Genomic DNA, 23095 nt, shown 5'->3' on the forward strand with positions numbered 1-23095 from the left:
AATATAATTGTCGTAGATAATCGTCTTCACCTATACGACAGATTGCTTTTCCCTGCCACTTCGTGAGAGTTTCCTTTACTGATGTGGCTACGCCGTCTTTCTTGGTACCCATTGTCCAGGATCAGGCGACAGAGGCACACAGTCGATTGACCATTTTCGGAAACTGCCAGCTGATTCTCTCTGTTTGAGGGCAGCAGTAAACGGACAACAGCTCATTATGAATGCATCAATTTTTCCGGAAGCGACCCCTCGTATGCTTATCGTGGACGACGATGAGGTTATCCGTATGTTGCTGCGGCAGTTTCTTGAAAGTGAACACTACAAGGTGGAAGAGGCGGTAGACGGATATGAGGCACTTGACCTGATCGGGAAAAATGTCTACGACTTGGTGATCCTCGATATTGCCATGCCTGGAATAGACGGTCCAACGGTGTGTGAAAACATTACCACCTCCTTTGCCAATCCTCCCCCAGTATTGATGATCACTGCCCTTGACGATGAGGCAACTATCGATCGTTCCTTTGGTGCCGGCGCGGTAGATTATATCCGCAAACCCATTCGATGGCCGGTGTTAAAGAATCGTATTCGCTATATTCTTGGTTCGTATAGGTCAAAAATAGAACAGGAGCTGTTGTCAAAAAATTATGAAATGATTCTTGGTGCCGCAGCGAATGGAATCTGCGGCGTCAATGCTGATAAAACTATCAGCTACATCAATCCGGCAGGCCTGAAAATGCTCGAGTATGAGGAAGAGGAGGTCGTTGGCCGGGAATACATGACCATCTTTCGGCTCTCCACTCCCGGAGGTGACGAGTTCGGTGTGGATTGCTGCCCGTTTTTTCATTCCTCCCACCACAGGGATATCACCCATTTTGATGAAGCGCGACTGACGCGCAAGGATGGTACCAGCTTTCCGGTGGAATTCACCTCAACCCCGATTCTCCGAAGGGGAGAGCTCAGCGGTGGTGTCCTGGTCTTTCAAGATATTACGGAACGACAGGAGGCAGAAGAACTCATCCGTTATATGGCCAACCACGACACCTTGACCCAACTACCCAATCGGAATTATTTCCGCCGACGACTACCCCAGGCCATCTCCCTGGCACAGCGCTATCACCGTAAGCTCTGCCTGCTCTTTATCGACCTGGACCGGTTTAAGCCGATTAACGATACCTATGGCCATGGAATAGGAGACCTGGTGCTTGTGCAGGTTGCAGAGAGACTCCGATCCACCCTGCGGTCCTCTGACTCGGTCTGTCGGCTGGGCGGAGATGAGTTTGTGATCCTGCTCGAAAGTACTGAAACAGCGGAAGGCGCCAGCCATGTTGCACAAAAAGCGATCGAACTGCTCAATGAGCCCATTGAAGTGAAAAACCATATCTGTTACATCGGCGCCAGTGTGGGAGTGTCTGTCTTTCCGGATGATTGTGAGGATGCGGAAACCATGCTCCGTCATGCTGACATTGCCATGTATCAGGCCAAAAAAAATGGGCGTAACTGCTGGTGTTTTTACGAAAAACCCGAAAGCGGCGAAGGGAATTGAGCCAGGTGAGACAAGGGGGCGAATGGAGTCGCCATTCGCCCTGCCTGTGCCGGTGGTATCAGTATGAGGGGCGGCTTATGAGCCGTGGGCAATAGTCTTGATGATGTCTGTCTGACCGATCACACCAACGAGCTCTCCGTTTTCCAGAACCGGGAGTGTATGCACCCGTTTTTCTGCCATCAGGGTCGCTATATCATCGATCGGGGTATCCGGAGCGACGCTGATAATCTCGTAGGAGCAGATATCGCTCACCTGCGAGCCTGCAATCTTTTTCATTTCCTCCTCCATCTTGTTCGGTCGTTCAAGAAAAAGAAAGGAATCCAGAATAGCCACGGCAGTGGGGATGTGGACCTTTTTGTTTTGAAAAATTAGATCGCTCTCAGTAACCACCCCTACAACCTGATTTTCATCGTCCACCACAGGAACTCCGTTAATTTTGTGGGTGATGAGCGTGACCGCCAGGTCGCGAACCGAGTCCGACTCATTAATGACAATGACTTCACTCGTCATAATATCTCTTGCATTCAACATGGCGTAACCTCGCTTGCCGTGTGTTAATCTTGTGGCGTTGTTATTGAGTTATTCTGCATGTCCAGAACAGCAGCGTATGTTTGGGGAAAGGCTGTAGCTACTTCCGAAGCGGTATACCCCAGGGGCGAAGTCTTCGCAAGCTGATCTGCGCTCATTCCATGCAGAAATACCCCGAGGCAGGCGGCATCCCATGGGGTATACCCCTGGGCAAGCAGGCTTCCCAGCAGCCCGGAAAGGACATCTCCCATCCCCCCGGTGCCCATCCCCGCGTTGCCCGTCGTGTTGATACACCATTGGCCCTTATTGGACGCAATGACTGTTCCTGCGCCTTTGAGGATAGTTATGAGCGGAAAGTCGATATGCTCCTGCCAATCGTCAACCCATTGGGCTGCCTGGAGGCGATCGGTCTGGACCTCCGCAACCGATGAACTGAGCAGGCGGGCCATTTCTCCGGGATGCGGGGTGAAGAGGCGGGGGCCGGCGGGGCGTTTAAGTGTTTCCGGTTGTGCCGCCAGAATAGTCAGGGCATCTGCGTCGATGACCTGGGGAAGCGGACATTCCGAATAGAGATGCATGACCACTTCAGCCGGTCCCTTACCGGTTCCCATGCCGGGACCAAGAACAATAGCATCTTTACCGTGGGTAACAGCTACTATCTGTTCCAAGGCCTCTCCGGACAGTTCTCCGCTCGACTGATCCAGGGCGATGGTCATGGCTTCGGCCAGTGAGGTTTCAAAAACAGGGTTCAAGTCATGGGGAACCGCGAGAGTAACCAGTCCGCAACCGCTGCGTAAACTTCCGCGGGCACTCAGGATTGCGGCTCCGGTTCTTCCGGTGGAGCCTGCCAGAATGAGGAGGTGACCGTTGGTTCCTTTATGGGCGTTCAACGGTTTAGCACGGAGGCGAGGCAGGGTTTTTCCGGTCAGGGCGTAGCCGTCTAGGCCTACTTTCTGGTGGAGAAAGGGAGGAATACCGATATCAACCGTGTGTACGCTTCCCATTCCGTCACCGCCATGATGAAAATGGCCAGGTTTTGGGAGGCCGTAAGTGATGGTAAGGTCTGCCTGAACAGCACAGCCAAGCACCGTGCCGGTGTCACTGTTTCTGCCCGAGGGAATATCAACCGCCACCACTTTTATTTGTTGTCTATCACGCAGAGTGTTGATCAGGGAGATCGCGGCCTCAAAGTGGCCACCGACCTCCCGGCAAAGTCCGGTGCCGAAGAGGGCATCCACCAAGGAGTGCACAGGCAATCTGCTGCAGTTTTCTTCGAGTGCAGCGCATGTCGCTTCAACGGCTTGAGTGGTGTCGAGCACCGTGTAGGCAATATTCCAGCTCCTGAGGAGAACAAAGTTGTGAGCCGCGTCACCGCGCAGCGTGTTAGGGTCAACCAGAAAGTATACATGAGGGAGAGCGCCCATATTGGCAACTGTTCGGGCAATAACCAAACCATCGCCGCCGTTGTTTCCAGGTCCGGCAAAAATAATAACCTGCTTTCCCTCTACCGGGCCAAACGCTTTGACCATATGCTCGACTGTTCCCCTGCCGGCAAGTTCCATGAGTACCACACCCGAGACCTGGAGTTGTTCTATGGTCGTATGGTCAAGCCGCCGCATCTGGTGGGCTGTAGCAAGTTTCATCGGTACACGCTCTTTTTGGTTTGTAGTGTGATGACCTATGTCAGGAGCGCTAGTCTCCCGGGAGGAACAATTCCTCGCAGTGCCGCTCTTTCGGCTTTTTTTCAGAGCAAGGAAGAACGTTCCTGCTGCTCCTTTTTCGCCTGTTGTTTCTTTTTTTTCAGGTACTGTTCATAGGCCTCAGGGGAATAGGTACGAATACAATCCATACATACCCCATCAATGAAGTGTTCATGACGAAATGTGTCGGCAGTCTGCCGCATCATTTCCCAGAATTCGTCATTGTCGTAAGCCTTTCTACAGGAAGGACACGTGGGGATGATAGTGGCTATTCGGTTGAGTTTGGAGAGTATTCGTCGGTTAAAACTGATAATCAGTGCACCGATAATCAAAACGATGGCACTTTCAAGGGTCGCCTCCTGCCAGTTGACCGGAGACGGTTCCGCACCCAGGAGTAAAAAGGGGATATCAAAGAGTTCGTCACTCCAGATGATACCGATCACGCAGCCGATGGCCAAACACTCAAAAAACGTGACTTTCCTGGTAATGGTGAAAACACTGGATGGTTTCAAGGCCCCTCCTCCGACTTGCTGCTCGCGGCAACGGTAACGTTAATCAGGAAAAACCAAGCAGGTATGCTCTTTACTCTACGGTAGCACTGCGCCGCCTGTGCAGCAAGTATATTTAAGATTGTGCTCTTGGCTTCTCCAAAGGATGGGCACCATGACAGGCGTTCAGTGTGCAGCTTGCTGGTCGGTTGCTCGAATATCATCCACATCGCGGGGCTGCCAGCGTAGACCGCCAAGAAAACCATAGCCGCGAAAAAGGTACACCGTTTGCACTGCCTGCTCACCAAACCAGGGGGAATGTCTGGTAAGCGTAATCGCTTCGATCGGGTCAGTCTCAGCAAATAACTGGGCGAGATGTTTTTCCATGCCGGGATAGCTGAAGACCCCAATCGCATCCTGACCAATGACCATGCTGTCATCAAACCAGAAATCATACACATTGGGCCTGGCCCATCGATTAATGGAGAGCGTTCGTGGTTGACCTGGGGTGTAGAAAGCCAGCTCGCTTGCATACTGATACCGCAAGCCGAATATGAACGTTGATTCCGGTCGAGGCATGACAAGAGAAGCCTGGTTGATTTTTTGGCCAAGCATGTCCCAGCCAACGGTTTCTCGGGCGGTTCTGTCCCACGCTATGGGGAGCGGCAGCAGGGGATAAACGACCTGTACCATCACCGGGAGAGAAAAGAGCGCTGCCACGGCAAGCGTTGCCTTCCAGAGCCGGGAAGGTCGTTGCCTTTGGTTTCCCTTCGGGGCATAGGCGGCCGCGACAAGGATAAGGCCGGTGGTATATACCGGTGCCGGCCAATTCCCATAGATCCGAACATGAAGGGAAAGCAGGAGAAAAACCAAAAAACCGGGAAGAGACATCCAACGGAGATAGGCAGTACCACTCTGGGGGAGCTGATCCTGAACCGATGGCCGGAACCAGCAGAGAAGCAGGAGCGTAAAGCAGACAGGAGTCAGCAAAAGCAGCTGCGAACCAAAAAAGTCACCGATAAAGGCAAGGGTGAACAGTTGCTGGTTATCCACTCCACCTTGAAAGAGAACATGACGAAAGGTCGCCCACTCATTGAGGCTGTTCCAGATCAGCACGGGAGAGAAGATAAGGACACTTAGCAAGATGCCCAACCAGGGCCAGGGCGAGCAAAGCATGGACCTGTACCGGGGGGTTGTCAGCATATAGAGAAAGAGGCATGCCGGAAAAAGGAGCATGGTATACTTGGACAGGAGCCCGAGGCCGAACCATGTGCCGGTTAATAACCACTGGGAGGGTCGATTGTGGTCAAGGGCCCGGTAGGCATGATACGAGGCAGCAGCCCAGCATGGAAGCAAAAGACCATCCGGGGTGGCGATGAGTGCCGTTCCGTTGATGAGCAGGATAAGCTGCAGCAGCAGTCCTGTATGCATGGCGCACCGCCAGCTCAACAGGCGTGCAGTCAACAGGCACGTGTACGCCGAGAACAGTGCCGTTCCAAGAATCGTGGGTAATCGTACCGCCATCTCCGTATGCCCGAGGAACTGGGTGGCCAGCCAGATGGTCCAGGCTATCATCGGCGGGTGATCATGGTATCCGAGGTCCAGATACCTGCTCCATTGCCAGTAGTTCGCCTCGTCAGGGACCAGCAAAAAATGAGGACTGAGTAGAAGACGGCCAAGGCATGCACCAAGGATAACCAACACCGTAGCGGTCTGATAGGTTCGTTGTGTTGCTGTCATTGCGGGTAGTATGAAAAACAGAAGCGTACCGATGCTGATAAACACAGGACGGTGACGACAGAGAGTGATTGCCGATATGTGCCAATGCGACTATATAGGGTTTACTCATGACAGGCAATCGGAAGGTGACCAGTCCACCTGATTATCTGCAGTTGCTGCTGTAAAATGACCATATATCCGTGGAGAAGAGTGTAATGCCGGACAAGTTGAACGAACTCTTTGCCGTACTGTTGGGACTGATTGCGGCAACCATAGTGATCTGGTTGACCGGAATTGATTTACTGGTTGCTGATCTGGCGTTCACTGCGGAAAGCGGATGGTTCGGCGTCAATGCCTATCTGTGGGAGCTTGTCTACCGTTGGGCGCCTGTCCCGGCGTGGCTCATGGGCGGTATTGCATTGCTGATCCTCATTGGCGGTTGGAGGCTGGAAAAATGTCGCCGGTGGCGCAAACAGGCGCTCTTTATCCTCCTTTTTCTGTTGTTGGGACCAGGCCTGATAGCGAATGTCATCCTGAAAGATAACCTGGGACGACCACGACCTCGCGAAGTGAAGGTTTTTGCCGGTGAATACAGGTATCATCAGTTCTGGGAGCCCGGCGAGGCAGGCCGCAACAGCTCTTTTCCCTCTGGGCATGCCTCCATCGCTTTTGCACTCATAGGGCCATGGTTCCTGTTACGAGAAAAACACAGAGGGGATGCATTGTTCTGCCTGGCTATTGGGTTGGGCTGGGGAGGAGTGGTAGGGCTTGGCCGGATACTTCAGGGCGGACATTTTGTCAGCGATACCCTCTGGGCTGGAGGGATAGTGTATCTCACCGGTCAACTACTGGCGATTTGGTTGTCCCCGGAAAAGGGCATAGACGATTAGACGCTGGCTGCCCTCTATGAGGTGCTGCCATTAGATGGTGCGCAAACACCGTCCATGGCAGGGGCAATAAAGAGGGGCAGAGCCGGACTGGAGCGTCCTATGCCCGGTGGGCACTGGACGCTCTTGAACAGCAGGAGAGCGGAGCACAGTGTCCTGTTCGCTGTTACGGAACAGAGGTCATGCTCATGAATGGTTGGAGCTCGGTATCGGCAGGAGTCAGACCGCTTCGATGAGCGTATACTGTTTCTTGCCTTTTTGAATCAGCAAGTACGCCTCATTGATCAAATCTGCGGTTGTGACATCATAATCCTGATTGGTTATCTTTGCCTTGTTCAGGCTGAGACCGTTTCCTTGTATGGTCCGTCGTACTTCACTTTTACTGGGAAAAGCTGCTGTCTCTGCTGCGAGCAATTCGATGATCGGCACTCCGTCATTGAGCTTGGCACGATCGATTGCAAAGGTCGGCACGCCCTCAAATACCGAGAGAAAGGTCTCTTTGTCCAGCGCAGCAAGACTTTCAGTCGTTGCCTTGCCAAAGAGAATCTGCGAGGCATCGACCGCCTTGTTATACTCCTCTTCGCCGTGCACCATGCATGTCACCTCTTTGGCCAACCGTTTCTGCAATGGTCGAAGGTGCGGTGCGGCCTCATGCTCCTTGCTTAACTCGGCTATTTCTTCCCTGCTCAGCAGGGTAAAGATTTTGATGTATTTCTCGGCATCAGCGTCGGATACATTGAGCCAGAACTGGTAAAATTTATACGGGGTGGTCAGTTTCGGATCAAGCCAGACATTCCCGCTTTCGGTTTTACCGAATTTTCCCCCGTCGGCTTTGGTAATCAGGGGGCAGGTGAGGGCAAAAGCCACCCCGCTTTCTTTGCGACGGATTAGCTCAGTCCCGGTGGTGATGTTTCCCCACTGGTCGGATCCTCCCATCTGCAACTTGCAGTTCTTTTCCCGGTACAGGTGCAAAAAGTCGGTTCCCTGAACCAGCTGGTAAGAAAATTCCGTGAAAGACAGCCCCATCTTGGACTCATCACCGAGACGCTGCTTTACACTCTCTTTAGCCATCATGTAATTAACAGTGATGTGTTTGCCAATATCCCTGATAAACTCAAGAAAACTGAAATTTTTCATCCAGTCGTAATTATTGACCAACTCAGCTGCATTAGGTGCATCCGACTCAAAATCCAGAAACTTGGCGAGCTGTTTTTTCAAGCATTGTTCATTATGACGAAGGGTCGGCTCATCCAGCAGGTTGCGCTCTGCTGACTTTCCGGACGGGTCCCCGATCATTCCGGTTGCTCCACCGACCAACGCAATGGGCTTATGGCCGGCTATTTGAAAATGTTTGAGCATCATCACGCTGACCAGGTGGCCGATATGGAGCGAGTCGGCTGTGGGGTCAATCCCCACGTAGGCAGATGTCATCTCTTTTTGCAGCTGTTCTTCCGTTCCGGGCGCGATGTCATGGATCATGCCTCGCCATGTTAATTCTTCGACAAAATTCATTGTTTCGTATGATTGAGGTGTAATGTTAGTGTTTCTTGTAGATGAGAGGAGCAAAGACGCTAGGTCACGCAATCAAAGGGGAGCAATATGGTGTTTTGTGCTTTTCCACCTTCGTCAGACAGATGTGTTCTGTCCCATCCGGGAGCCTGAACAAAGGCGTGCGGACACCGTATCGAGCTGGCGTACTCTGGCAGCTGTTTTTCCTCCTCTTTACCCGAGTTGAGACAAAGGTGCATTGGTCATCTTTTATACCATGCGCGTGCGGATTTGTCCTGTCCATCTTTGCTGTTGAACACGGTTAAGCAGAAATCTCACTTCGACAGCTCCTCTTGTACAAGGGTAAATACCTGCTCTACGGAAATCGCCTTAAGGCACCGGTTGTCTCGGCATGCGGTCTTTCTGTGGTTGGCGGCACTGACGCAGGGGGAACAGGCGAGGCCTGCATAAATTGATGTGGAGTTGCCCAGCGAACCATAAAGGGCCGGAGTCTCGGGGCCAAAAAGGACAAACGTACGAAGTCGAGTGATCGACGAAAAATGTCCGGGACCAGAATCGTTCGTCACCATGAGGTTCGCAACGGAATAGAGTGCCGGGAGCTGTTGAAGTGGTGTCGCTCCTGCGAAGTTAAGGCATCGATCATTGCCAACATTGCGGCACATGGCAGCAGCCTCATCTTTTTCTGCCGGTGCGCCGGTAATCAAAACAAGGACGTTTTCATTTTCTGAGAGTATGCGTTGAATAAGAGCAACGTACCTCTCCGGCATCCAACGGCGTTGCGGCAGCAGTTCGCTGGCATTGGGATTGATCAGAACCAGGCGATGGCTGCCTGCGGTGTATTGCGCAAAGCGCTGTTGAATGAGGGCATGAATGGCTGCCTGCTCCTGATCACTGACAGAGACTACCGGGAGTTGCAGTTCCTGGTCGTCAATATGTGTTTTGGAGTAGGGGATTTCTTTTTTTTCAGCCAGCAGAGCGTTAACCAGGGCTATAAAGTTTTTTGCAATGTGTATGTGTGGGTTATAGGCGACCCGGTGGGTCAGCAGATTCCCCCTGTACAGGCCTTCGTTATGAAAACTGTGAAATCCTACTCGGTTTGCGGCTCCGCTGAGCCCGGTGAGCAGGGCGGTAAAGCGCGAAAACAGCTCAAGATCGACCACTGTGTCTATTCCTTGTTTTCTCGTCCAGACCAGGAACCGAAGTGTATCAACAGCCAGGACATAGAGGTTGTTTTCTCTGATGGTGCAGACGTGGGCAGAAGGAATGGTATCGAGCAGCTCCAGGCTGGGCTTGTTTTTTTGAAAAATTACAAAAAACAGGTCTGCGCCGAGTTCCTGTCGAGCTTTCATCAGTGCCGGATTGACCAGAATGGTCGAGCCCATTTCCGAGAGCTCGATAAACAGGATGCGTTGCGGTTTTCGCCGACGGGCGCGTTTTGTACAAGCTGCAAACAGGATAATGGGTATGGACAGGAGAAACGTGAGCGGAATTCCGGCCCACTTATCAACTGCTCGCATGGTGTCAACATTCATGAGTGTTTTGTCGTGTATGCATGGGGTGAGAGGTTAAATACGCTGTCGTTGGGTCAGGTAAACGAGCAGTCCTGGCAGGGAGGCAAACAGTGCCATAAGTCCATACAGGATGGAGAGGGAAAGCACTGCTGGTTTATCCGCTCCGATAAGGAGGAATAAACCAACCATGGCTCCTTCCCGCACTCCCCAGCCGGCGAGGGAGACCGGCAGTATTGTCAACAGAATCACCGGTGGGACAAGTGCCAGATAAATCTGGATCGAGTAGTGCATCCCCACTCCCTGACCGAGAATAAAAAAGGCACTCATTGCCAGGAGGTGAGTGACAAGGCTCAAGCCCAGTTGTATCGATATTGAGCCCACTGTGGAATAAATAGTGGCGTATCGTTGTGAAAGACGGTGGATGTAGCCAAGGTATCGCAGTGTATGCAGGCGGGGAATGCGATGGAGAAAAAACAGGGCAACCAGCCCTCCGAGAGAGAGCAGGACGACAACCAGCAGAGGCTGGTGGATCTGAGGCGGCAGCAGGGTTCGATTGTGGAGTAAGGCTGCTCCGTTGAGCAATAAAAGGCCGGCTAACCCTATGATACGGTCGATGAAAACACCGTTGAAAGCATCTTCTTTATTTTCCGTAATTCGCGCAGCGTCAAGGATTCGCAGGCCGTCGCCGCCGATGCTTGTCGGCAGTCCTTGATTGAAGAATGCACCCTTGAAGTAACTTTTAAGAAAGAAAAGAGGTGGACGGTGTATTCCTATCTTTGCCATGATGATACCCCAGCGTAACGAGGCAACGCAGCTGCTGCCCATCAGGAGGAAGACAGCAAGAACCAGGGTGGGCATCTTCACAGTGGCTGCGGCAGAGAGGGTTTCGCTGACGTCTATATTGCGGAAAATGAGAACAAAGAGCAACACGGTGACGGCAAGTTTGGTTACAAATTTCACTTCTCTTTCACTTTATGCTGTGCATCAACCAAGGTCTTGCAGAATGGGCAAGGGGTAAACCCGGATTCCTCGGCAATCGCGGGGGTGATGAAGTTAATGGTACAGTGCGGGCAGTCGTAGTCAGTGCATTGGGGAAAGTGGTAGTGCATGGTTGTTCCGTCGGCATGCACGGCCTGATTCCTCTGATCTTTGGATGGATCATCAGTATGCTGCTGTCGAGGTCTTCTGCTGATAATGCGTTGCCACCACTGTTGCAGGAGCATAACCATCGGTCTGGCTAGGCGGTCATACAGTAAGGCAAGGCCGTTCATCAGCCGCTCTGGAAGCAGACTTTTTTCTCGATTGACTCGATAAAAAATATAGACGGTTATGAACAGGAACAGCAGGTTAGGTGTCCACATGCCGACAATGAGCGGCACTACCAGGTCTTCTGTCAGCACCCTGCCGGTAGTAAAGGCCACGTAGTAGAGAACAAAAAAACCGAGCCCTAAAGGTATGCCTGCTGCCCGTTTGCCCGGCCCTGCCTGCATGCCCAGCGGGAGGCCGAGCAGGCTGAGAATAAAACAACCAACCGGAAGGACCAGTCGGTGATGATATTCGGTCAGGTAGACAACACCCTGTTTGGTGTCAGGGCCGAATTGGGCGGCTGCCTGGAGCAGTTGAGGTTGACTCATGGCGCCTTTGCCGATTTGGGTGACATCATCGCCGTCAATTCTTTTTGGCGGCTGCAATGGTATCTGCAGCCGGTAGCGTTGGAAGCGTATCACCTGATTGTCAGGGCCGTCCACATTGTGCAGCGTCCCGTCGTTAAGGACGATGGTGACCAGCAAGTCCTCGACATTGGCTTGCATTCGTCCGGCTTTGGCAACCGTGATGATCGGCTGATCGCGATTACGCATGTCGGAAACATAGACACCATGCCAGTTTTCCTCGGCATCAATTTCATCGACATAGACAACCAGGTCTCCGAGCGCTTCAGTAAATTTTTTCTCTTTGAGACCTTTGTCGACCTTTTCTTTGGCCAGCTGGAACATCAGCAGTTTGATGCCCTGTTCGCCGGCAGGGATGAGACGAATGGAGAAAAAACCGGTGAGGGTTGCAATAGCAGCAGCGATAAGAATCACTGGCGGAAGCATTTTACGCAGGCTGATGCCGCAGGCCTTTAAGGCCAGGATTTCCCTATCGTTTGTAAGCCGGGTAAATCCGATAATAACTCCGGTCATGCTCGCCATGGGAATGACGTAGAGGAGCATGTGCGGGAAAATGTAGCTGAAGAGGCGGATGAAATCCGCCAACCCGATACGCAGCTCTAAAACCACCTCCAGCAGGGGAATGAGTCTGACCAGAAAAAAAACCGAATAGAGAATGATAAAGCTGGCAAAAAAGGGCGCAAGCAGCTCGGCAGCTATATAGCTGTATAGCAGAAGTGGCAGGCGTAATTGTTTCACGGCGAAACAGGAGGGCAGCGCGGTTGAGTTGAAGGAGGAATCAGGACTGTTGGCCGCTGATGAATGACTCGATATTGACGTCTATCCAATGCTGGTCCCACCATTCAATAGGATTGACGAAAATACCGTGAACGAGCATGGAGAAGTGCAGGTGGTCTCCTCCGGCCATGCCGCTGGTGCCGGTGTGGCCAATGTGCTGATCGGTCTCGACTATGGCTCCCTGCTCCGTGTCAATGCGGCTGAGATGCGAATAGAGGCTGAAGATGCCCTGGCCGTGGTCTATGAGTACCATGTTGCCGTAAATGCCGAGATAGTCAGCATACACGACCTTCCCCTTATTGGCCGCCCGAACATCGGCCTGGGCGGTTGACGCGATGTCAATCCCAAGGTGCGTCTGACTGTCGATCGCTCTACCATCAAAATAGTAGGTTCGCTGATCGGCAAATCCTGCCCTTTTTGCTCCGGGCATGCGCAGAAAACGACCCTGCCACATTCTCTCAAGACTCGGGGAAGCACAAAGCTCGGCAATGGTCGCGGCATTTTGACGGCGGACTTCATTATTAACAAAGAGGTATTTTTCGATCAACTGGCCGCTCATTTGCGGGTAATGCGCCTCAAATTCAGGAGTTTTCTTTTGCAGAAAACCCTGGCTGACATTGATTTTGTCTGTTTTCTCCTGGACAGGTTTAAAGGTGACGGCTATCGGTGATGCGCCCTGATTGCCCGCCCGGTCAACAGCAAGCACTTCACTCCGACCGGGTTTATTGCTGTCCCACGGAAGGGCGATATAGGCAATAAACTGTTTTCCGCTTTGATCCAGAGGAAACCCCTGAAAGAAAGAATCGTCGAGTTGCACGCCATGACGTGCCGCCGGTTCGGTGAGTTGGTAGGTGACGATCCCGCTGCCACCAGGCCGAATATATCTTTGGGAGTGGGTAACGACCACCTTGGGCGGTTTGGTGTCTATCATCACCGGTATAGTGTGGACAGTTTCATTACCGCTGAACATACCGTTGAGGGAAAAATCTCTGACCTTGATGATCAGGGCGGCCTGTCCTTCGGCCAGGCGGGCCTTTTTGGCGTCTACAACCAACGTCTCGGTTATCTCCTTGGGCCCTGCGTCTTTAAACCAGGCCTGACGTTGGAAAGAACGATTGAACAGTTGGCTGTTTTTTCCGTTTTGTTCAAGAAGGACCTCCACTGACCGCACCCCGCTTTTTCCGTCGGTAACGTGAAGAGTGAATTCAACGTTGGTGCCGAGGTATTCGAGGTGCTGGTCCATCGAAAGGGAGGGCTTTTCGGTCTCAAAAAGGATATACGCCGATACTGCTGACCCTACGATAATGCAGCAGAGCAGTATGAGAAAGAATTTACGAAAAAATCCGCCTTTGGCGGCTCGTGTTGAGCTTCGTCTTCGGTTTCTTCTCGCCATAATTATTCGTTTGCTAGAGAAAATAATTCTGTTTTTTAACAGATGGAGCAGATGTTTCGGCGGCTTGCCTGCGCAACCGGCAACCGCAACAATCGGTCGGTTCAGCTCGGCCGACTACTCGCGCTGTATTGAAGAGTGGAGCATGATGGGATGATCACCGTCTCTTTACTTCCACAAAATATCGTAACGCTTTATATGCATATCAGGAACAGCTGTAATGGTAAACCGTTTTCCTGTTTCCTGTTCCAGGTGTTCCACATGGGCTGCCTCCTCATTGAGCAGCATTTCGGCCACGTGGGGGTGAACCTTGAGCGTGGCCGTGTTACAGGTGATTTTTCTCGCGTCCCTGGATATTTTTCTGAAAATTTCGTAACATATGGTCTGGCCCGATTTGACAAAACCGTCTCCGCCGCAGTAGTAGCAGGGTTCGCACATTGTCTGGGTCAAACTTTCGCACAGTCGTTTTCTGGTCATCTGTACAAGGCCGAATTCCGAGAGCTTTAAAATATTGACCTTGCTCTTGTCATCTTCCATCGCCTTACGAAAGGCATTGTACAGATCTTCTCGCTCCTGTTCGTTATCCATGTCGATAAAATCAATGATAATGATACCGCCAATATTGCGAAGGCGCAGCTGGTAGGCAATTTCTTTCACCGCCTCCATATTGGTTTTGAAAATGGTTTCTGCCAGATCATTTTTTCCCACATACCTTCCGGTATTCACATCGATAACGGTCAGGGCTTCGGTGGGCTCGATGATGATATATCCTCCCGAGCGCAGCCAGACCTTCTTCTCCAGTGCGGAGTTAATCGCCACCTCTATACCATAGGTCTCGAAAAGAGGGCATTCTTCATCGTGATAGACGATTTTACGCTCCAGGTGCGGGGCGAACGTTCGTGCATAGGTGATAAGCTGGTCATAGACCTCCCGGTTATCAACGGTGAGTTGATTGATGCTTTCAGTAAAAAAATCACGAACAGCTCGCCTGATGAGGTCAAGATCCTGATAGATCAGGCTCGGAACGGAGGCTTTGGCTGATTTGGAGACAATTTCATCCCATTGCAGAAGCAGGTATTCCATATCAGCTTCCATGTCTTCATTACTGATGTTCTCCGCCACGGTTCTGATAATAAAGCCGGCCCCGGATGGACGCAGGTGTTCAATTTTTTCCCGCAATTGGAGTCGGACATCTTCGTCTTCAATTTTTCTTGATATGCCGATATGATCAGTCAGCGGCATATAGACAAGATTGCGGCAGGGGATGGTGATATTGCATGTCAGACGGGCGCCTTTGGTGCCAATGGGCTCTTTGGCAATCTGCACCAGGATTTTCTGGTTTTCTTTCAGCAACCGGTTTATGGGCAGTGACTCTGCTCTGGTGGAGCCCGCTTCATTTGCGGTTTGTTGATCTCTGCGGGCAGCTTGTCCGCCGTTGACGAAAGGAACGATGACATCGTCTACGTAGAGGAACCCTGTTCTTTCCAGACCGATATCGACAAAGGCGGCATCAATGCCGGGAAGGACCCGGACTACCCGGCCAAGATAGATATTGCCTATCAGGCCTTTATCGGAGAGGCGTTCAGTGAAAAATTCGATTAAGTTGCCGTTTTCAACCAATGCAATGCGGTTTTCGTACGAGGTTGCATTGATGAGAATGTCTGTGTACATATATGGACGATTTGTACGTAAGCGGAGAAGAGACTTGGGAGTCGGTAAACGGATTTAAACCTGTTAGTATACTACATCCCCGAGTATTCTGCCAAAAATATTTCCTGAGCAGATCTCTCTAGCCTGTAGCCGTTCATTGCAAGTGTCAAAGAGTAACCCTGTGATTTCCGTTATAATTCCAACGTACAACCGAGTTGAGCGTTTGTCGCGAGCCATCCGCTCCGTGGTTAATCAGACCTTTCCGGCAGGGGAGTGTATTGTGGTCGACGACGGTTCAGGCGATACCACCAGAGAGGTTGTCGAAGGAATAAAGGGGCAAAGCGCTGTCCCGCTTGTGTATTATTATCAGGATAACGCGGGGGCATCGGCTGCCCGGAATCGGGGCATAGCGGTCAGCCGCTATCCGTTTATCGCCTTTCTGGATTCCGACGACTGGTGGCTGCCGCAAAAACTAGAGCAACAATATCAGGCGATGTGCGATTCTCCTGCCTACCTGATATCCCATACCCGCGAAATATGGTACCGCCATGGGAAACGGGTGAACCAGAAAAAAAAGCATGACCCGCCGCAAGGAGATATTTTTTCTCCCAGTCTGCGTATGTGCATGGTGGGGATGTCCACCGTCATGGTCCGGCGGGAATGCTTTGAGCGCTTCGGCATGTTTGATGAGCGGTTTCCCTGCTGTGAGGATTATGATCTCTGGCTTCGTATGAGTTGCAGGATTCCTTTTCTGCGGGTAAGGGAAGCGCTCACCTGTAAAGATGGCGGGAGGGAAGATCAGCTTTCGGCCATATATCGCCAGGGGATGGATGTTTACCGGATCCGGTCTTTATGCAAGTTGCTGGACAGCAGCCGTTTGACCCCTGAGCATTATCGATTGGCAGCCGAGGAGCTTACCCGAAAATGCAGAATTTACGGGGAAGGATGTGTAAAGCACGGACGACCGGAAGAAGGGCGTCAGTACCTGGAGTTGTCGAAGCGTTATATGAAAATTGTTATTGGAGATCAACGAGGGTGAAAAAAGGTGTATCCTACGGTGACCCTGCCAGATTTATTACCCGTCTGCATGTAGCCGAAGATTGTATTGACCATCCGTATACCCAAGAGATCATAGCCTCTTCCCGCTTGCCTGTCTCTTATCTAGATAAGGGAAAGCTTCCCGATATTCCGGGGGATTATCCCAGCAACCTCACCCAGGGAAAACGACACCTGTTGCTTTGCCGAAACCGTGGTGCATTCTTCAAACCCTGCCCTGGGACCAGAGAGTATACCTGTTGCGGATACCAGGTCCTCAATATCGGAATGAACTGCCCTATGGATTGTGTGTATTGTATTCTCCAGGCATACCTAAACAATCCATGGCTCAGTTTTTTTGTGAATATCGAGGATCTGTTTGCTGAAGTGGATGCGGTAATCCAACAAGGCTCTCTGCCCTTTTATCGAATTGGTACCGGAGAATTTACCGACAGTCTTGCCATCGATTCCCTCACCGGACTCAGTGGACGACTTGTTGAGTATATGCGCAGCAAGACCAATGCCATTCTTGAATTGAAAACCAAATGTAACGTTGTTTCGCAATTAAAAAATTTGGATCACAATGGTCGTACTGTTGTTGCCTGGTCGTTGAACAGTCCGGAAATAATGGCAGGAGAGGAATTGCGAACCGCCACCCTTGAGGAACGACTGGAAGCAGCGGCGCGCGTCGCCGAATGGGGGTATCACCTTGCTTTTCATTTTGACCCCATCATTTATCATGACAACTGGAGGCAGGGCTACAGCGAAACCATCAGGCGTCTCTTTGCAGCCGTCCCTGCAGAAAAGATCGTGTGGATGAGTATGGGAGCGCTCCGTTTTTTACCGTCGCTCAAGTCCATTGCCGTTGACCGCTTTCCCCGATCCAACTTTTTTTATGCTGAGTTTATCAATGGTCTGGACAATAAGTTTCGCTATTTCAGACCGCAGCGGGTCAATATGTACCGTTTTATTCTGGAACAGCTGCAAACCTATGCAGCAGCCAGGACATGTATTTATTTTTGTATGGAAAGTGAGGAAATATGGCAGGAGGTCTTTGGCTATGTTCCAGAGCAGTTGGGTGGGTTGCCACAGATGCTGGACGCGGCGGTAAATTTTGACGGGCACTGATTTTTTTGTATTTTTTGCTGATCACAAGTATATGTGCTTGGTACACAGCGAACATGTAACCAACAGGTGAAAAATGATTAATAAAGTAATCCTTATTGGAAATCTGGGTGCTGACCCGGAAATTCGTTATACCCAGAACGGCGCGCCGGTAGCCTCTTTTAATGTGGCAACTACCGAAAGGTGGAAGGGGCAGGACGGGCAGATGCAGGAACAGACCGAGTGGCACCGTATTGTCGCCTGGCAGCGTCTCGCAGAGATCTGCGGCGAATACCTGTCCAAGGGGTCGCGTGTGTATATTGAAGGGAAGCTGCAGACCAGAAAGTGGACCGACCAGAATGGTAATGACAGATATACGACCGAGATTGTTGCCCGAGAGATGAAAATGTTGACCCCGCGAGGGGCGAATGGCGGGGCCGGGGCTGGTGGCGGAGGCGGCCGATATGATGATTTTCCCCCTGAGCCGCCCAACATGGGAGACGATGTACCGTTTTAGCAACGAGTGCTACCTTTCCTTTCACACAACGATGAGCCTGCAGGCAGTAACTCCAGTTCTGGAGGACCCCCTGTTTGCGGGCAATCATCAAAACGACTACACCCGGGCAAATACATGTTCACCGCTTTACTTCGGACCGGGGTGGAGGAAAATCAGGTGTAAAGTGCCGTGGCCCGCCGCCGTTGCTTGTCCCATGTAAACCGCTCTATTCCAGCTGCCTGGCTGTTTTGTACGCCGAGCAGCGCAGAATCTGCTCCAAGAGAGGCTGAGTATATTCCCGTAATCGCCAAACCTTGGCAAGACCGACGCAATGATTGGCTATGCGGGGAATATCCGAAGAGGGGATGTTGAGTTCGGTAAGCGATGTCGGCACCTTGATATGGAGCAGCCATCGTGTGAGCGAAGCAATAAAGTGGTCGGCCAGCTGCTCAGGCGTTGCCTGGTGGAGGGCTTCAGCGGGAAACACATGGCTACCCAATGCTGCAAGGCGTTGAGGGGCCTCTTTTTTGTAATATTCCATCCATCCGGGCAAGAGTGCCGCAAGGCCTGCACCGTGCGGTGTGTTGTACCGTCCACTGAGTGAGTGCTCCAGTAAGTGCATTGGAAAACCTACCCGGCCTAGTCCGGCGGCTGTCAGTCCATTAAGAGCCAGGGTGGCAGCCCACATGAGGTTTGCACGTCCACCGTAGTCTTTTGGGTCTTTCAGGCAGCGGGTGCAGGAATCCATGATAGTGGTTAACAACCCTTCTATCAGGCGACGTTGTACCGGCGTATCTTCGTCCCTGGTGGTGAGGTAGAATTCCAGCAGATGACAGGCAGCGTCAACAGCACCATAGGCCGTATAGTCGGGCGGGACAGTAAAGGAGAGTTCTGGGTCGAGAATAGAGGTCTTGGGGAAGAGCAACCTGTGGCCAAACCCGAACTTTTCCTGACGTTCGTCGTGAGTAAGGACCATGCCGGAATTCATTTCAGAGCCCGAAGCGGGCAGGGTGAGTACCGTTGTCACAGGAAGTGTTCCTTTGACGCTTTTTTTTCCGGTGAAAAATTTCCACACGTCATGTTCGACCACCGCCCCGGCGGCAATAGCTTTGGCCATATCGATAACCGATCCTCCGCCGGCACCGACGAGTACTTCAACCTTTTCTTTTTTTGCCAGGTTGATGCCTTCCCGAGCCTTGGAAAGCGGGGGGTTGGAGGGGATGTTGGCAAAATCGATCACCGCTACCCCGGCTTGGTTCAGCGACTGCAGAATAGAGGCGTATGCACCACTGGCTCTGAGACTGCGACATCCATAGACCAGCATGGCCTTGACGCCGAATAGGCGGGTTTCCTGACCTATGGACTGCAGGGTGTTTTTTCCAAAAAGGATTTTGGTGGAATTGTTGAACACAAAGTTCTGCATCTGGATTACGCCATTTTTTTTCTGTCGTTGAGCAACTGTTTTTCTCTGCGCTTAAGGTGGATAGCCACAAAAAAGCGCATCCCAACGATATAAAACAGTATGCCTGTTGGAATGGCCAGGAGAAGGCCGCCCGTCATCATGACCGCTACCGCATTAAACCCAACTTCCCAGATGGTGTGTATGCTTTCCATGACCCCGTTGCTGTTGAGTTCGGCAAGCAGCTGTTTAATTTGCAGCCAGGTCAGTCGATCTGGAAAAATCATGTTGCCCAGCCACCAGGCGGCATAATATTGAGGGATAAAGGTTAAGGGGTTGCTGACAAGAGTTCCGGCAATAAGAGCGGAAATGGGATTGACGCGCAGAAGCAGCGTAGCGGTCAGTATCATGACGGTGTGAAAAGGCAGGGTGGGTGTAATGCCGATCGCCGCACCGATAGCCGCGCCAACGGCCAGGGATCGAGGGTTTCCCTGCAGCCGTTTGAGACGAAGATAATAATAGGCTATGATTCGTTTTGTTTTCACAGCATGCCTGGGTCATTCCGGTGGAAATGCCACCGCAGCAAAGAGAACGGTTGGCTTCAGACAGACGGTGGCTGGCCTTTCTCCGGTTTGTCTGGGAGAAAATGAGTGAGTTCGACGAAGTCTTCCAACGTGAGTTTTTCTGCGCGAATCCCGGGATCAATTCCTGCCTGTCTGATGGCGTCGGCAATGGCCTGTTTGTTTATTTCATGAATGGTTCCGGAGAGTGCGTTGACCAGGGTTTTTCTTCGCTGTCCAAAGGCAGCATTGACGATACGTTTGAGTTTGCGCTTATCATGTGCCCGTACCAGCCGTACCCGTTCCGGAAGGGGGGAAAAAGTAATCCTGACAACCATGGAGTCCACTTTGGGCCGTGGATGAAACTCTTCCGGCTTGACCAGCAATAGGGGGGTGATCTCTGCACAGCTTGCCAGCAATACGGTCGGTGCGCCGTAGGTCTTGGTTCCCGGTTCTGCCATCAGTCGTTCCGCCACCTCCCGTTGAATCATAATCACCGCAAAATCCATGCAGCTGCTCCACGCTATCAGGCGAAAGAGAAAAGGAGAGGAAATCGAATAGGGCAGGTTGGCAACGATTTTAAGCGGTGTGCCTATTGATCTGTGGAGCTCGGCCAGGTCGGTTTTGAGAATATCCTGATGGCGCAGGGTAACGTTGTTCGGGAGGGTTCCCTGCTCCTGATGCATCCTGATGATGCCGGCGTCCGCTTCAATACCGATGACTCTGGCCGAGCGATGTGCCAAAGGGAGTGTCAGAGCGCCAAGGCCAACACCGACTTCCACCACCGTATCATCGGGACTGAGTCCGGCGAGGTCGGCAATCCGTTCGGCTGTATGTTTGTGGACCAGAAAATTCTGGCCTAGTTTCTTCGTAGGAGCAAGGCCTTCTTTTTTCAGGGTTTTTCTGGTTTGTTGATAGGTCATATGTCAAGGCTTGGTTATGCTCGCCACTTCCCTGAAGAAAACTACGGGGGGCAGGGGTCTGGCTAGTTGAGCGGTGAGCGGGAATATGCATCAGCATCGGGTTGTACCGTTTGACCGTTCAGGAAGTGATAGTAGCCGGCAAGGCCAATCATCGCTGCGTTATCGGTACAGTAATGCGGCCTCGGTATGAAAAGGTCGATCCCCGCATGGGCGCAGTGTTGCTGCATTGTCTCTCTCAGCCTGGCGTTGGAAGCGACGCCGCCGCCCATGACTACCCGTTGATGCCGGTTTTGTTTGGCGGCGGCAATGGTTTTGGTCACAAGCACTTCAACAACCGCTTCTTGAAAAGAGGCACACACGTCGGCAATATCAACCTCTTGCTGTTTTTGTCTGCAGGTGTGGACGTAATTCATAACAGATGTTTTGAGGCCGCTAAAGCTGAAATCCAGACTGTTCTTGTCAAGCCAGGCCCGGGGAAAGGCTATCGCCGCTCGATCACCGGCACCTGCCTCCCGGCTGATCACCGGTCCACCGGGATAACCCAGGCCGAGCAGTTTGGCCACCTTGTCAAACGCCTCTCCGGCCGCATCATCTCTGGTACGACCAAGCCGTGTGTAGGAAACGAAACTATCCACGGAAAACAGGGAGGTGTTGCCCCCGGAAACAATCAGGGCGGTGAATGGAAAGGACGGCCGGCGCTCCTCAAGCATACACGACATCAGGTGTCCGGCCATGTGATCAACCCCTACGCAGGGGATGTCTTGTACCATTGCCAGCGACTTGGCAAAGGTAAACCCTACCAGCAGCGAGCCCACTAGACCGGGGCCCTGAGTGGCACTGATCAGTTCGACCTGAGGCAGCTCAACCCGGGCTTCTGTCAACGCTTCCTTGACTACTGGCCAGATCATTTCAATATGGCAACGTGAGGCCAGTTCCGGAACAATTCCGCCAAATCGGGCATGGACTGTGTTTTGTGAGCTGACGATGCTGGCTAAAACTGTATTCTTTTCTCCATCAACGACAGCGGCGGCTGTATCATCGCAGGAGCTTTCTATGGCGAGAATGAGCATAGGTTGCTGGAGCAGTTGCAATCAGAGCAATTCAGTGGTATCTCTGGTTTGAGGTATCGGATAATTTTTTTTGTGGATATACTACTCGATGAATCAAGAAATAGCCAGTTCCCCTGACAGTGAAAGCAGACTGATTGACATGTTTTCACGCTCCATTTCCTACCTGAGGCTCAGTCTGACCGATCGTTGTAACCTGCGCTGCATGTACTGCGTCACTGAAAAAGATGCCGTGAATGGACCGACGAAGCTGCAACACGACGACCTGCTGACCTACGAAGAGCTGCTGCGGTTTGTACGGGTGGCTGTATCCATGGGTATTACCAAGGTCAGACTCACCGGTGGAGAGCCGCTGGTGCGCAGAAATGTCCTCGGATTTATTCGCGATATGGCTGCCATCGAACAGCTGACCGACATCCGGTTAACCACCAACGGTGTGCTCTTGGCCCGTTACGCCGAGGAACTTCTTGCTGCCGGCATCACCAAGGTCAATGTCAGTCTGGATACGCTGAAACCGGAGCGGTTCGCCTCCATCACCGGCGTGGACTGCTTTGAGACCGTGTGGAAGGGGTTGCAGCGAGCGCTGGAAATAGGTTTTCAACCGGTGAAGGTCAATGTTGTCGCCATGCGCCATATCAACGACGACGAAATCGGTGACTTTGTTCGCCTGTCGCAGACCATGCCCCTGCAGATACGGTTTATCGAGTTTATGCCTATAGGCGAGTCGAGCCGGTGGAATGATGAAACCTTTATCTCAACCGATGAGATCAAACAGCGGTTGGAAGCCTATGGCGAACTGATTGCCGAACCTCGTCAGTTGGCAGACGGCCCTGCCCAGGTCTTCCATGTTGGCGCCGATTCCGTCGGCTCGATCGGTTTCATCAGCCCCATGTCCCACCATTTCTGTGACCAGTGCAATCGCCTGCGTCTTACTTCGGCCGGAGGCCTCCGGTCATGTCTGCTCCATGATGAAGAAGTGGATCTCCGTACCATTCTGCGCCACGGAGGGAGTGATGCCGATATCCGCCAGGCCATCGTACAGGCTGTTCGCAATAAACCGCAGGGGCACCAGCTGGAGCAGCGGCTCAAAAATTCGGGCAATAGTTGTCATGGACAAATGTCCCGCATTGGCGGATGAG

Annotated in this window: 20 protein-coding genes; 6 read left to right on the top strand and 14 right to left on the bottom strand. The window is 52.0% G+C overall.

Translation table 11 applies throughout. The features are described from left to right. Nucleotides 1–217 precede the first annotated feature (217 nt). Entirely contained in the window at nt 218–1543 is a 1326-nt protein-coding gene (locus ACZ52Z_RS02745; RefSeq protein WP_464269233.1) for a response regulator, read from the top strand. A gap of 75 nt (nt 1544–1618) precedes the next feature. On the opposite strand, the gene ACZ52Z_RS02750 is transcribed toward ACZ52Z_RS02745, so the two are convergent. From ACZ52Z_RS02750 to ACZ52Z_RS02765, 4 genes are all read right to left on the bottom strand, one after another. Further along, entirely contained in the window at nt 1619–2053 is a 435-nt protein-coding gene (locus tag ACZ52Z_RS02750) for a CBS domain-containing protein (protein ID WP_464269234.1), read from the bottom strand. 44 nt (nt 2054–2097) lie between these two features. Further along, nucleotides 2098–3714 carry an NAD(P)H-hydrate dehydratase gene (locus ACZ52Z_RS02755; RefSeq protein ID WP_464269235.1) on the bottom strand — a complete coding sequence of 539 codons (1617 nt, stop codon included), beginning with the start codon at nt 3712–3714 and terminating at the stop codon, nt 2098–2100. Between the two features lie 101 nt (nt 3715–3815). After that, nucleotides 3816–4283, bottom strand: a complete 468-nt coding sequence (locus ACZ52Z_RS02760; protein WP_464269236.1) for a hypothetical protein — start codon at nt 4281–4283, stop codon at nt 3816–3818. Nucleotides 4284–4445: 162 nt separating this feature from the next. After that, entirely contained in the window at nt 4446–5999 is a 1554-nt protein-coding gene (locus ACZ52Z_RS02765; RefSeq protein ID WP_464269237.1) for a glycosyltransferase family 39 protein, read from the bottom strand. Between the two features lie 194 nt (nt 6000–6193). Between ACZ52Z_RS02765 and ACZ52Z_RS02770 the strand changes: the two genes are divergently transcribed. Continuing rightward, nucleotides 6194–6868 (top strand): phosphatase PAP2 family protein, encoded by a 675-nt coding sequence (locus tag ACZ52Z_RS02770; protein ID WP_464269238.1) that lies wholly within the window; start codon nt 6194–6196, stop codon nt 6866–6868. 216 nt (nt 6869–7084) lie between these two features. Here ACZ52Z_RS02770 and tyrS read toward each other — a convergent pair whose 3' ends face one another. The 6 genes from tyrS to ACZ52Z_RS02800 form a co-directional block, all read right to left on the bottom strand. Further along, nucleotides 7085–8377, bottom strand: coding sequence for a tyrosine--tRNA ligase (tyrS, locus tag ACZ52Z_RS02775; protein WP_464269239.1), 1293 nt, complete (start codon nt 8375–8377; stop codon nt 7085–7087). A 311-nt stretch (nt 8378–8688) separates the two neighbouring features. Then, nucleotides 8689–9906 carry a glycosyltransferase family 9 protein gene (locus ACZ52Z_RS02780; protein WP_464269240.1) on the bottom strand — a complete coding sequence of 406 codons (1218 nt, stop codon included), beginning with the start codon at nt 9904–9906 and terminating at the stop codon, nt 8689–8691. Nucleotides 9907–9939: 33 nt separating this feature from the next. Next, the gene (locus ACZ52Z_RS02785) at nt 9940–10845 is read right to left on the bottom strand and encodes a lysylphosphatidylglycerol synthase transmembrane domain-containing protein (protein WP_464269241.1); all 906 of its coding nucleotides are present in this window, start codon (nt 10843–10845) and stop codon (nt 9940–9942) included. Continuing rightward, nucleotides 10842–12293: an LptF/LptG family permease gene (locus ACZ52Z_RS02790; protein ID WP_464269242.1), complete on the bottom strand. Its 1452-nt coding sequence runs from the start codon at nt 12291–12293 to the stop codon at nt 10842–10844. Before ACZ52Z_RS02790 ends, ACZ52Z_RS02785 begins: the two co-directional genes overlap by 4 nt. A 40-nt stretch (nt 12294–12333) precedes the next feature. Continuing rightward, entirely contained in the window at nt 12334–13725 is a 1392-nt protein-coding gene (locus ACZ52Z_RS02795) for a M23 family metallopeptidase (protein WP_464269243.1), read from the bottom strand. A 165-nt stretch (nt 13726–13890) separates the two neighbouring features. Further along, a complete protein-coding gene (locus ACZ52Z_RS02800) occupies nt 13891–15393 on the bottom strand; it encodes an Rne/Rng family ribonuclease (protein WP_464269244.1) in 1503 nt (500 codons plus the stop codon). Between the two features lie 160 nt (nt 15394–15553). Between ACZ52Z_RS02800 and ACZ52Z_RS02805 the strand changes: the two genes are divergently transcribed. From ACZ52Z_RS02805 to ACZ52Z_RS02815, 3 genes are all read left to right on the top strand, one after another. Continuing rightward, nucleotides 15554–16411 (top strand): glycosyltransferase family 2 protein, encoded by an 858-nt coding sequence (locus tag ACZ52Z_RS02805; RefSeq protein WP_464269245.1) that lies wholly within the window; start codon nt 15554–15556, stop codon nt 16409–16411. Beyond that, on the top strand, nt 16408–17535 hold the full coding sequence (locus tag ACZ52Z_RS02810; protein ID WP_464269246.1) for an SPL family radical SAM protein: 1128 nt from the start codon (nt 16408–16410) through the stop codon (nt 17533–17535). Before ACZ52Z_RS02805 ends, ACZ52Z_RS02810 begins: the two co-directional genes overlap by 4 nt. 73 nt (nt 17536–17608) lie before the next feature. Continuing rightward, on the top strand, nt 17609–18028 hold the full coding sequence (locus ACZ52Z_RS02815; RefSeq protein WP_464269247.1) for a single-stranded DNA-binding protein: 420 nt from the start codon (nt 17609–17611) through the stop codon (nt 18026–18028). A 205-nt stretch (nt 18029–18233) separates the two neighbouring features. On the opposite strand, the gene ACZ52Z_RS02820 is transcribed toward ACZ52Z_RS02815, so the two are convergent. The 4 genes from ACZ52Z_RS02820 to tsaD form a co-directional block, all read right to left on the bottom strand. Continuing rightward, entirely contained in the window at nt 18234–19430 is a 1197-nt protein-coding gene (locus ACZ52Z_RS02820) for an iron-containing alcohol dehydrogenase (protein ID WP_464269248.1), read from the bottom strand. Between the two features lie 5 nt (nt 19431–19435). Further along, the gene (locus ACZ52Z_RS02825; protein WP_464269249.1) at nt 19436–19951 is read right to left on the bottom strand and encodes a DUF2062 domain-containing protein; all 516 of its coding nucleotides are present in this window, start codon (nt 19949–19951) and stop codon (nt 19436–19438) included. 56 nt (nt 19952–20007) lie between these two features. Further along, on the bottom strand, nt 20008–20889 hold the full coding sequence (gene rsmA, locus ACZ52Z_RS02830) for a 16S rRNA (adenine(1518)-N(6)/adenine(1519)-N(6))-dimethyltransferase RsmA (RefSeq protein ID WP_464269250.1): 882 nt from the start codon (nt 20887–20889) through the stop codon (nt 20008–20010). Nucleotides 20890–20951: 62 nt separating this feature from the next. Further along, nucleotides 20952–21959: a tRNA (adenosine(37)-N6)-threonylcarbamoyltransferase complex transferase subunit TsaD gene (tsaD, locus tag ACZ52Z_RS02835; protein WP_464269251.1), complete on the bottom strand. Its 1008-nt coding sequence runs from the start codon at nt 21957–21959 to the stop codon at nt 20952–20954. Nucleotides 21960–22047: 88 nt separating this feature from the next. On the opposite strand from tsaD, the gene moaA reads away from it, so the two are divergent. After that, nucleotides 22048–23094 (top strand): GTP 3',8-cyclase MoaA, encoded by a 1047-nt coding sequence (moaA, locus tag ACZ52Z_RS02840; RefSeq protein WP_464269252.1) that lies wholly within the window; start codon nt 22048–22050, stop codon nt 23092–23094. The last annotated feature ends 1 nt before the right edge of the window (nt 23095 follow it).

Source organism: Desulfogranum aggregans (assembly GCF_055398265.1).